Here is an 11,367-nt window from a genome sequence, read left to right as displayed (position 1 = left end):
AATGACAAAAGGCACCGAGAGGGATTCCTCTCGGTGCCTTTTGTCGACAATCTGACGCTTACTTAAGGTAAGCGGTTTTTTATTACTTATTTTTCAATCCAAGAATACATATATTGCTTATCTTCGTAAGCAATTGCTTTTTTTACAACCTTCAAAGGTTTGAATGTATCAATCATCACTGCAAGCTCAAGTGTTTCTTTTTTCCCAATGCTTGCTTCAGTTTTTCCAGGATGTGGTCCATGTGGTATTCCACTTGGATGTAGTGTAATGGAGCCCTCTTTTACACCCTTTCGACTCATAAAATTACCGTCTACATAGTAGAGCAGTTCATCACTATTAACATTACTATGATAATATGGAGCTGGAATTGATTCTGGATGATAATCATATAGTCTTGGAACAAATGAGCAAACGACGAAATTATGCCCCTCAAAGGTTTGATGTACAGGTGGCGGCTGATGAACCCTTCCTGTGATTGGTTCAAAGTCCGCAATATTGAACATCCATGGATACAAATAGCCATCCCATCCGACAACATCAAGAGGATGATGGTTTAATACATGTGAATGCAAGTATCCTCTTGACTTCGTTATGACCTCATACTCACCTTTATCAGCATATGTTTCTAATTGCTCCGGCCCACGAATATCCCGCTCACAAAATGGACTATGCTCTAATAATTGTCCATATTCATTCCGATATCTACGTGGAGTCGTTATTTGACTAAAAGCCTCTATAAATAATATTTTCGTAGTTTCATTTTGATTTGGAATAACACGGTATATCGTACCAATAGGAATGACTACATAATCTCCAGGAAGATACATAATCGTGCCAAACATCGTTTCAATTTTACCGGAACCATAATGTATGAACAGCATTTCATCTCCATCGCCGTTACGATAATAGGACTCCATTGCTTGAGTCACATTGATTACTCCGATAAGTATATCATCATTTCCTAATAGATATTCCCTTGCAGCTAATGCATCACCAGTATTCGAAAGCCTGTCTGTATAGAAATGACGATGACTAAGTGGTTGTTGGTCCTCGAATTCCGGTACATAGTTTCCAATCAATTCTGATTTTGCTACTTCTGTTGGCATATAATGATGATAAAGAATGGATTGTGTACCGGAAAACCCCTTCGTCCCCATTACCTGCTCACGATATAGACTACCATCCTCTTTTCGAAAAGTGGTATGACGTTTGTGAGGGATTTTTCCTAATTTCCGATAATACATCATTTCACCTTCTATCTACTTTTTAGCAATCTTATTTTTCAATTTTCCTAATCCTGTAATCTCTAATTCAATTTCATCACCTTGTTCTAACCAACGATGAAACTCTGTACCTAATTCGAGTATACAGCCAGTGCCAACTGTTCCAGAACCGATTATTTCTCCAGGATATAGAGTGACTCCTTCTGATGCTCGTTCTATCATTTCAGCAAAACTATAATAAATATCTTTAAAATTTCCTTCGGATAAAAGATTACCGTTTACCTTTGCTGACATCTTAAGATTATATCCCTTACCTTCTCTGTTACTTTCTAATTCATCCTTAGTGACAATATATGGTCCAATAGACGTTGCAAAATCCTTACCCTTAGCTGGACCCAATCCGACAGCCATTTCTTTTCTTTGTGAATCTCTAGCGCTCCAGTCATTCATAATGCAATAACCAAAAATATATTCTTCTGCCTCACTCGTTTTAATATTCTTTCCTTCCTTCCCAATAATACAAGCAATTTCAAGCTCATAATCTAGCCATTCACATTGTTTGGGCCGACTAATTTCTTCATTAGGTCCCTTGATTGCTAAATGATTGGAGAAGTAAAACACAGGTATTTCATACCATTCTGGTACCATCTCTAATCCTCTATTTTGTCTTGCTGTCTTAACATGCTGTTCAAATGCATAAAAATCACGCAGACTTTTAGGGTTGGGCAACGGAGCTTTTATGTTCACTTCCTGAAAAATGTATACCCCTTGCTCTGGGATATTTTTTGAAATGGACGAAATAGATTCGTGATAATCCTGATACCGTTCTAACAAAGCTAGCATAGTAGTCGGAACCATTCCGTTTGTGGCCTCATGAAGATCAATGACATACCGTTCATCCATGAAAAGACCAACCCGCTCTATTCCACCAGTTCGCTCAAATGTTACAAATTTCATATGATCACCTTGGTTCCTTTTTACGAATTAATTCAAATGTATCTGTTATAGGTTTGGTAAACATTTGACCCGCTAATCGTCCAACTGGCTTTAGTTTTTCAGTGAGAATTCGACCACTTTCATATAGGTCGTCATGAATGTGGACATGCTTTACTTTCCCAATCACAAGGCTACCGGCCCCGGGGTGACCACCAAAATGTAAGACTTGATATAGTTCACATTCCATATGAACCTTAGATTCTTTAATTCGAGGGGCTATTACTGTTGCACTATCTTCCTTTAAAAGCCCAGTTGCTTCTAATTCATCAACATCCGCAGAATATTCAATTGCACAATCATTCATTTGTTTTACAAAGTCTTCGCTGACGATATTAACGACAAATTCCTTTGTTGCTTCAATATTTATTAATGTGTCCTTCTTCTCACCATCAGTTCCCCTTATCATAGGTGAAAAACAGATCAGCATTGGCTCTGCGCAAATAGCTGTAAAAAAGCTGAATGGTGCCGCATTTACAATTCCATTCCCATCAATCGTGGTTATAAATGCGATTGGACGTGGAAGGATTGAACCGACTAATAGTTTATATGCATCCTTCCATTGTAGAGATTCTGGGTTTAGTTCCATAACTTACACCACCCTCTCTTTCTTCAACATACCAATAACGTGAAGAAATGCTATATTTTCTTCTCGCGTTCCCAATGTAACTCTTATTGCTTCTCCACCGTTTGGTTGAGAAAATGCTCTTACCAACATTCCTTTCTTCTGAAGTTTTTCAGCAACTGGATGTTCACTACAAGCATATAAAAAATTTGTTTCAGATGGGTATACTTTATAATCCATTTCAATTAATTTACGTGTTACAAACTCTCTTTCTAGTTGATTCTTTTTGGCACATTCCTTGACAAAATGTTGATCATTTAATGCAACCCTAGCAGCATTCTGAGCTAATTGGTTCACATTAAAAACATCTTTCACCTTCATTAATTGTTGAACGAAATCTGGTGACATCATTCCATAACCAACACGTAGGGCCGCTAAACCATAAACTTTTGAAAATGTTCGTAAGATCACAAGATTTGCAAAACGATCTAACAAAGTATGTGTTTTTAAATAATCATCTGTCATGACATATTCAAAGTAAGCCTCGTCAATAACAACTATAATATGATTAGGGATGGTTTTAATAAATTGGAATAACTCATCCTTTCCCACAATAGTCCCTGTTGGATTATTCGGGTTACATACAAAGATCATTTTTGTTCGAATTGAAATGGCCTCGACCATTGCTCTTAAGTCATGCTTTCCATCCCGCAATGGTACCTTAACAAGTATTCCACCTTCAATGATTGCATTTGCTTCATATCGTGGAAATGTAGGGTCTGCAATAATGACTTCATCACCACTCGAGATATATCCTCGAGTTAATAAACGAATTATTTCTTCGGAGCCGTTTCCAATTAGGAATTGGTTTTGATTTAATTGATAAAAGCTTGCTAGATTTTCTGTGAGGACGGTTGTTATTCCATCTGGGTATGAATGTAATTGCTTGATGCTATGAGTTAGTTCTTTTTCAACATCGGTTGTGCAACCATATACGTTTTCGTTGTCTGACATTTTTTGAATGACTTGTAATCCATATTCATTCTTTATATCTTCTGGAGATTTTCCTAGATTATATGGTCTGACCTCTTCAATTTCTTTGCGAGTATTGATTTTCATCGACACACCTCAAATTTTCTAAAGAAGGGGAAGTATATCCCCTTCTTGAGTTTGCTACATGATGAAATTATAGATTTCCTCTTTTAGCTTGTTCTCGTTCGATTGATTCGAATAGTGCTTTGAAGTTTCCTTCGCCAAATCCACGAGCACCTTTTCGTTGAATAATCTCTACAAACAATGTAGGACGGTCAACAATTGGCTTTGTGAAAATTTGTAGCAAGTAGCCTTCATCATCACAATCTACTAAAATATTTAGTTCACGAATTTTTTCAATGTCCTCATCTATCTTGCCAACCCTCTCAGAAAGCATTTCATAATAAGAATCTGGAGTATTTAAAAACTCAACACCATTCTTCTTAAGAATTGCAACTGTATTTACAATGTCTTCCGTTAATATTGCTAAATGCTGAACACCAGGACCGTTATAAAATTCGAGATATTCCTGGATTTGTGATTTACGTTTTCCTTCTGCTGGTTCATTAATCGGGAATTTAATACGTCCACCATTATGCATAACCTTCGACATGAGAGCAGAGTATTCTGTACTAATATCATCATCCGTGAAATGAGTCATTTCTTTAAACCCCATAACATTCGCATAATAATTAACCCATTCTTCCATTCTTTCTACGTTTCCAACTACATGATCAATTCCGATAAATCCAGCATCTTCAAATGGTGATGTACCTACCATCGGTTCAAAGCCTGGCATAAACGTCCCCTTATAACCTTTTCGTTCAACCAATGTATGGATTGTATCACCATATGTTCCGATAATTGCCTTTTTAATAATTCCGTGCTCATCGTTTAATTCAATTGGAGGGGAAATCGCAATGGCACCTCTTGAAACCGCTTCATCGTAAGCCCTTTCGACATTTTCAACTGTTAATGCTATATCTTTTACACCATCACCATGTTTTTTAACAAATGAGGAAACACGACTCTCCTCTTTTAAGGAACCAGTTAGGATTAATCGAATCTTTCTTTGTTGAAGAACATAGGAAACAGTTTCGCGATTTCCTGTTTCTAGCCCTGAATAAGCAACTAGTTTGAACCCAAATGCTGTACAAAAATAGTGGCTAGCTTGTTTTGCATTTCCTGTATAAATTTCAAGATAATCAACCTCTTGTACTGGAAAAAAATCTTCCACCTCATGATTTTTTACTACTACTTCTTCTTTCATCTAAACTCCTCCTGTTATAAAATTAATAATATTCAGATTAATAATATAGTACTTATTGAATCTATCTCAAGAGTGCCATTTAAAGCTACAATGCTTTTCCGCAGTGAAGGAACTAGAACTGGGCAATTTCTTTACTCTTCTTTCTTTGAGCAGTATGGATAGATAAGCCACTCAAAGCTTCAATAGCCTCAAGCAATCCTTCATTAATGCTCGGATGAGGATATAAAGGGAATAATAAATCTTCCTCTCTAGCAATCATTTCAAGCGCATGAATACCCGTGGAAATCAGTTCGACTGCTCCTTCACCAATGATATGAACCCCTAATATTAGTTGACTTTTTTTATCGATTATTACTTTTATCAACCCTTCTTTCTTATCGATTAACGTTGCGAACCCATTTCCATTTAGAGAAAACTGTCCTGTTGAAATTTCATAGCCACTTTCAATTGCTTCATTTTCAGTTAACCCTACCGAAGCAATAGGTGGAACTGCCCTAACAATTGTTGGGATATTTGTAATATCAATTTCAGAAGGAATACCTGAAATAGCTTCGGAAGCAACCTTGCCCTCTTTAATCGCTTTTATTGCTAACTGTTCTCCACCTGTTACATCACCAACCGCATAAATATGATTTACTGAAGTTTGACATTTTTCATTTGTTACAATAAAACCATCCTGATCAATCTGGATGCCAATCCGTTCTAATCCTAATTCCTTTGTATTTGGAATGTAATGATTGGAAACAAATAGATATGAGCCTATAATTGTTTTCACTGATTCCTTTCGAACCACATCTATCATTACAGCACTACCATCTTCTTTAACCTCTTTAATCACACCTTTAAAGATGGCTATTTTCTTCTTTTTTAATATTCGCTCTAGCTCTCTATTAATTGCTGGATCAAATGGAAACTCTTCTTTGCCGTCGTCAAGGAGAATTGATACTGTTGAACCGAAAGCGCGAAAGCTCATTGCCATTTCCAGAGTAATATAGTCACTTCCATAAATGATTAGTCTATCTGGTACTTCCCTTACAGTAGATATTGACCAATGATTTAATACCTTTTTTGAATCAAGTTTGCTAAAGAGTTTATTTGATTTAGGGCTACATCCCGTTGCAATAATGGCATTTTTAAATTGATAGATTTCATACTGCTCATCTTTTTCAACACCAATTTTATTTTCTGATAGAAAGAAAGCATTCCCCATAAGTAATTCAATCTGATTTGATTGACACAATGCTTCAACACCTTGTCTAAGTTGATCTACTATTTTATTCTTATACTTTTCAAGTTTTGAATAATTGAAGGTAAGAGTGTCGCATTCGATTCCTAATTGTTCATTTTTTTGATAGGAATATAGTTTATCAGCAGCATGTGTAAATACTTTTGAAGGAATGCAGCCTTTATTTAAACATACCCCACCTAATTGTTCACGCTCAATTAAGGTAACACTCTTCCCCAATTGGGCGGCCCTTATAGCGGCATTATAGCCCCCAGGCCCTCCACCAATGATGAGGAGATCACGTTCATATGCAAGTTCCCCTACAACCATTTAGATCATCTCCAACAACATTAGATTTGGATTTTTTATGAATTGTGCAAATCGATTAGTAAATGCAACTGCTGTTGCCCCATCAGCCACCCGATGATCGAAAGACATCGAGATATTCATGATGGAACGGATCGCAATTTGGTCATCTTTTACTACAACTGGCATTTTCTTAGTTTTATGAAAAGACATGAGTCCGACCTCAGGATGTTGAATGATTGGGGTTGCACCAATACTTCCTCCTAAAGGTCCTACATTACTAATCGTAAAACTTCCACCGGTAATCTCTTTTATGGATAATGCATTTTCGACTGCCTTGTGAGTGAGTTCCTTCAAATCTTCGTGAATCGCAGTGATTGTTTTTTGTTCAACATGATGAATAACAGGAACTATCAAACCTTCTGGAGTATCGGTTGCAATACCAATATGATGTTCATTCAGTATGTGTATGAACTCTTGTTCTTCTTCTAGTTTTGCATTAAAAATCTTATAATCTTTTAAACTTAATGAAATTGCCTTAATAAAAAATGCAGTTAGAGAAAGATGTATATTAGTTGTTTTTAATTCATTGCGAAACTGGATTAAATTTGTAACATCCACTTCCTCAAAAAGAGTACAATGTGGTATCGTGTAGACCGATTGGGTCATCCGTTTTGCGATTTGTTTTCTTCGACCTCGAAAAGGAATCTTTTCACCAATTTGATCATTTTTATGTTCTTCTTTTTGTTGACCAACGGTTTCTACAAGCTTTTTAGACAGCTGGATATATCGATATACATCTTCATCAGTGATTCTCCCTGCAGGTCCAGTTCCTTCGATATCCTTAATTTGTACATTATGCTCTCGTGCAATTTTTCTCGTGTATGGGGATGCCATAATTCGTTTCTTTTTATCCGAATTGACAGTAAAATTTTCTTTTTTTGAATCTGGGGGTTGTGTGATATTCATTTCAATCGAATGAACATCCTCTAGAAGTAATAATGTGGTTCCGACAGAAACTAATTGCCCTTGAGCAACCATAAACTCCTTTACAATTCCATTTTTAGGAGCTGGAATTTCTGCTGTCATTTTATCTGTTTGAATTTCAATGAGTGGATCATCAGCCTTGACTATATCACCAGGCTTAACTAAAAAACTTGAAATATTTGCTTCAGTCATTCCTTCACCGATATCGTGAAGCTTTACTTCAATCATTTTTTACCTCCTAGAACTTACATACTTTTTCAATCGCTTGCACGACTCGTTTTGTAGAGGGCAAGTAATGATCTTCAAAGCCGAAATAAGGTACTGGTATATCAAAACCAGTCACACGTTCAACAGGTGCCTTTTGATAAAGAAAAGATGTATCGTTTATGATTGATATGATGTCATTCCCAACTCCACCAGTCGCATGTGCTTCATGAACAATGACTGTTCGACCAGTTTTTTGAACAGATTCAGCAATGATTTCCTTATCCAACGGATAAAGGGTTCTCAAATCAATTACGTCACAGCTGATACCCATTTCCTTTGCCATTTTTGCAGCCTTCAAAACAACCGGCATCATTGCACCCCAGGCAAGTACGGTAACATTTTCACCATCAATTAGCTTTTTACCCTTTCCAATTTCGACTGAATATTTTTCTTCTGGAACCTCTTCTCTAATCGAACGATAACTATGCATTGGTTCCAAAAACAATACTGGATCTGGATCCTCTATTGCTGCAATAAGTAAACCCTTTGCATCATAGGGGGTTGATGGGCAGACAACCTTTATTCCTGGCATATGTGTAAAGATGGCTTCTGTACTATCACAATGAATCTCCGGTGCTCTTACACCAGCTCCATAAGGGGCCCGAATAACCATAGGTACAGTAAAATGGCCCATCGTTCTCATTCTTAGCCGTGAGGCGTGAGTCATAATTTGCTCATAAGCAGGATAAATAAAGCCGAGAAACTGAATTTCTACAACAGGAAGAAAGCCATTTACAGCCATACCAATTGCCGCCCCAACAAATCCAGCTTCACTTAAAGGAGTATCAACAACTCGATTTTCTCCATACTTTTCTTGAAGCCCATCAGTAGCACGAAAAACACCACCATTTACCCCGATGTCTTCACCTAGTAAAATGACTTCTTTACGGTCATGAAGCATTATATCCATTGCATCAGTAATTGCTTGAACTAGGGTTAATGTTTTTGTCTTAACTGCAATATTCATTGAATTTCATCCCCTATCAGCTGCAAATACTGTTGTTTTTGCTCTTCAATTGTCCATGTCGGCTTAGCGAAGACATAATCAAATATATCTGCTGGATTAGCTGGTGGGAAATCCTCCATTTCCTGAACAGCAGATTCTACTTCATTCGCAGCATTTTCTTCCATTTCCTTAAACCATTTTTCTTCATATAACCCCTTATTTTTTAACCATCTTTCCAAGCGAAGAATGGGGTCAATTTCATGGCGAAGATCATTACTTTTCGATTGATCACGATATTTAGATGGATTATCAGCAGTCGTATGTGCACCATATCTCCATGTTACTGCCTCGATTAATGTTGGTCCTTGACCACTTCTTGCTCGTTCTAATGCATTCATCGTTTCATAGTAAACCGAAAAAACATCATTTCCATCGATTCTTACTGAGGGAATATCATAAGCAATTGCCTTTTGCGCTATTGTCTTCGTATTCATTTGCTTATGAAGGGGTACCGAGATAGCATATTGATTATTCTGATTGAAAAAGACAACAGGAGACTTTAATACACTTGCCAAATTAAGTCCTTCATGAAAATCTCCCTCAGATGTTGCACCATCACCAAAGTAGACGATAGCTGCATTTTTTGTTCCTTTCAGTTTTTCGGCATATGCAGCTCCAACTGCATGTGGAATTTGTGTTGCGATCGGAATTCCAGGGGGGAAAATTTTCTTCCCATTTGGTGGAATACATCCTTCATTCCGGCCATTCCAAAAGAGTAGAATATTACGTAATGAGTGCCCAAATGTCATAGCAGCCCCATGCTCCCGATATGTCGGGAAAAGCCAATCATTCTCCTTTAAAGCAAGTGCACTTCCTACCTGTGCTGCTTCCTGTCCCTCAAATGGTGCATACGTACCAATTCTCCCTTGTCTTTGTAAACTAACTGCCTTTCGGTCAAAGATTCGAATCCTAATAAGGTGGCTAAGAAATGTATTCACAAGTTCAGCAGTTATCATTTGTTCATGTTTAGGAGAAACAACTATTCCTTGCTGGTTCATTAATTGTAAAATTGGAAACCTATTCTCCATTCCCTTCCCCCTTTTCAATTAATAACTTTATTACAGTCAGTATGTTGTTAATTGGTCAAAAAATCACTTTCTAATTGTCCACTTCGGACGATTCGTATGGGAAAAGAAACTATTGCGTATACTTCTAGCATTAATTCGTTGTTCACAGAATATATTTGCGGCTTCAACAGTTGTAATCCCATGGGCTTGTGAATGATCGTATACATATAATAAAGAATCGTAAATGGCTTTTGTCTTTTTTAGGACTCTGTCCTTATTAGGTGAATATAGTTCATCAGCTACCTGGATAAGTCCACCAGAATTAACAATGTAGTCTGGTGCATAGAGAATTCCCTTATCTTGGAGCATTTTCCCGTGATGTAGATTGAGTAATTGATTATTTGCTGAACCAACTACAGCTTTCACTGATAATTGTTGAATTGTCTGATCATTAATAATTCCACCAAATGCACAAGGGATAAATACATCCGCATTTGTTTGATAAATCTCATTACTTTCAACAACCTTAATACCTGCTCCAACTTCTCTCGCTTTTTCCAGAAGGCGCTCAATAGCAAGTTGATTAATATCCGTTACATATAAGTCTGCTCCCTCTTGTAGAAGATGCTCCGCAACTTTAAAGCCTACCTTTCCTAAACCTTGAATCGCATAACTTTTTCCTGCTAAATGATCAGTTCCCCAAATTGTCTTATTCGTGGCTTGTAAGCTATAAATAACACCGTGTGCAGTTGGAACAGAGGAATCTCCACTACCTCCATATTCTTCTTCTACACCAACTATGCAATTTGTTTCTTTTAATGCATGAATAAAATCATCAGTTGTTGTTCCCATATCAGTTCCCGTATAAAACCGGCCATTCAGTGAATCCACATACTGTCCGAAAGCTCGAAATAGTTCAGGAGTTTTATCTTTATTTGGATCACCAATTATAACTGCTTTTCCTCCACCAAAATCTACATCTACTGCAGCACATTTATATGTCATCCCTTTTGATAATCGTAAAACATCATCTAAAGCATCATCAACACTATCATATGGAAACATACGACAGCCCCCCAAAGCCGGGCCAAGTTTCGTACTATGAATCGCGATAATCGCTTTAAGCCCCGTTGCATCATCATTACAGAATACAACTTGCTCATGTTCACGAATTTTATCAAAGAGATTCATATCAATGGTGGCCTTCATTTTATCAGTCATATTGGTAGCGCTTTCAATCATAAAAAAGTCATCTCCTTAAATTTAGCCATTGTTAAATGTTTTTTGTGTAAACATAAAAAGATAAACTAAAAAAGTAGAAATCATCATAACATTAATATGTATGACGTTTATTTAACGATATGATACCATTCCGTTAAATAACTAGTCAATAAATTATGTAAATTTTTCGCAAATTCATATAAATTAGCAAAATCGAGTAGAGTGAACGAATCGGAATTTTGATTCGTTCGACCCTCTCACACCA

10 protein-coding genes are annotated in these 11,367 nt (G+C 36.9%); all 10 read right to left on the bottom strand.

Features of this window, described 5'->3' with window-relative positions; translation table 11 throughout:
* Nucleotides 1-86 precede the first annotated feature (86 nt).
* Nucleotides 87-1,244 carry a homogentisate 1,2-dioxygenase gene (locus tag MJG50_RS21695; protein ID WP_240257863.1) on the bottom strand — a complete coding sequence of 386 codons (1,158 nt, stop codon included), beginning with the start codon at nt 1,242-1,244 and terminating at the stop codon, nt 87-89.
* A gap of 15 nt (nt 1,245-1,259) precedes the next feature.
* On the bottom strand, nt 1,260-2,180 hold the full coding sequence (locus tag MJG50_RS21690) for a fumarylacetoacetate hydrolase family protein (RefSeq protein ID WP_240257862.1): 921 nt from the start codon (nt 2,178-2,180) through the stop codon (nt 1,260-1,262).
* A 4-nt stretch (nt 2,181-2,184) separates the two neighbouring features.
* Nucleotides 2,185-2,805, bottom strand: a complete 621-nt coding sequence (locus MJG50_RS21685; protein ID WP_240257861.1) for a flavin reductase family protein — start codon at nt 2,803-2,805, stop codon at nt 2,185-2,187.
* Nucleotides 2,806-2,808: 3 nt separating this feature from the next.
* Entirely contained in the window at nt 2,809-3,900 is a 1,092-nt protein-coding gene (gene hisC, locus MJG50_RS21680; RefSeq protein ID WP_240257860.1) for a histidinol-phosphate transaminase, read from the bottom strand.
* Between the two features lie 67 nt (nt 3,901-3,967).
* Nucleotides 3,968-5,083 carry a 4-hydroxyphenylpyruvate dioxygenase gene (gene hppD, locus MJG50_RS21675; protein ID WP_240257859.1) on the bottom strand — a complete coding sequence of 372 codons (1,116 nt, stop codon included), beginning with the start codon at nt 5,081-5,083 and terminating at the stop codon, nt 3,968-3,970.
* A 112-nt stretch (nt 5,084-5,195) separates the two neighbouring features.
* Complete coding sequence (lpdA, locus tag MJG50_RS21670) at nt 5,196-6,638, bottom strand: dihydrolipoyl dehydrogenase (protein WP_240257858.1); 1,443 nt, start codon at nt 6,636-6,638, stop codon at nt 5,196-5,198.
* A complete protein-coding gene (locus MJG50_RS21665) occupies nt 6,639-7,826 on the bottom strand; it encodes a dihydrolipoamide acetyltransferase family protein (protein ID WP_240257864.1) in 1,188 nt (395 codons plus the stop codon). It lies immediately after the preceding gene.
* A 13-nt stretch (nt 7,827-7,839) separates the two neighbouring features.
* Nucleotides 7,840-8,835: an alpha-ketoacid dehydrogenase subunit beta gene (locus tag MJG50_RS21660; RefSeq protein WP_240257857.1), complete on the bottom strand. Its 996-nt coding sequence runs from the start codon at nt 8,833-8,835 to the stop codon at nt 7,840-7,842.
* Nucleotides 8,832-9,902, bottom strand: a complete 1,071-nt coding sequence (pdhA, locus tag MJG50_RS21655; protein ID WP_240257856.1) for a pyruvate dehydrogenase (acetyl-transferring) E1 component subunit alpha — start codon at nt 9,900-9,902, stop codon at nt 8,832-8,834. The genes MJG50_RS21660 and pdhA overlap by 4 nt, the downstream gene beginning before the upstream one ends.
* A 63-nt stretch (nt 9,903-9,965) precedes the next feature.
* Nucleotides 9,966-11,072: a Leu/Phe/Val dehydrogenase gene (locus tag MJG50_RS21650; protein ID WP_275695712.1), complete on the bottom strand. Its 1,107-nt coding sequence runs from the start codon at nt 11,070-11,072 to the stop codon at nt 9,966-9,968.
* Between the last annotated feature and the right edge of the window lie 295 nt (nt 11,073-11,367).

This window comes from Fredinandcohnia quinoae, from assembly GCF_022427965.1.
GTDB lineage: Bacteria > Bacillota > Bacilli > Bacillales > Bacillaceae_L > Ferdinandcohnia > Ferdinandcohnia quinoae.
The sequence above is the reverse complement of the archived record's forward strand: the minus strand, read 5'-3'. Positions and strand labels throughout refer to the sequence as shown.

What these genes read in the sequence shown, in the direction of transcription:
- MJG50_RS21695 (WP_240257863.1), bottom strand. Translation starts at nt 1,244, where the DNA reads ATGTATTATCGGAAATTAGGAAAAATCCCTCACAAACGTCATACCACT.
- MJG50_RS21690 (WP_240257862.1), bottom strand. Translation starts at nt 2,180, where the DNA reads ATGAAATTTGTAACATTTGAGCGAACTGGTGGAATAGAGCGGGTTGGT.
- MJG50_RS21685 (WP_240257861.1), bottom strand. Translation starts at nt 2,805, where the DNA reads ATGGAACTAAACCCAGAATCTCTACAATGGAAGGATGCATATAAACTA.
- hisC (WP_240257860.1), bottom strand. Translation starts at nt 3,900, where the DNA reads ATGAAAATCAATACTCGCAAAGAAATTGAAGAGGTCAGACCATATAAT.
- hppD (WP_240257859.1), bottom strand. Translation starts at nt 5,083, where the DNA reads ATGAAAGAAGAAGTAGTAGTAAAAAATCATGAGGTGGAAGATTTTTTT.
- lpdA (WP_240257858.1), bottom strand. Translation starts at nt 6,638, where the DNA reads ATGGTTGTAGGGGAACTTGCATATGAACGTGATCTCCTCATCATTGGT.
- MJG50_RS21660 (WP_240257857.1), bottom strand. Translation starts at nt 8,835, where the DNA reads ATGAATATTGCAGTTAAGACAAAAACATTAACCCTAGTTCAAGCAATT.
- pdhA (WP_240257856.1), bottom strand. Translation starts at nt 9,902, where the DNA reads ATGGAGAATAGGTTTCCAATTTTACAATTAATGAACCAGCAAGGAATA.
- MJG50_RS21650 (WP_275695712.1), bottom strand. Translation starts at nt 11,072, where the DNA reads ATGAATCTCTTTGATAAAATTCGTGAACATGAGCAAGTTGTATTCTGT.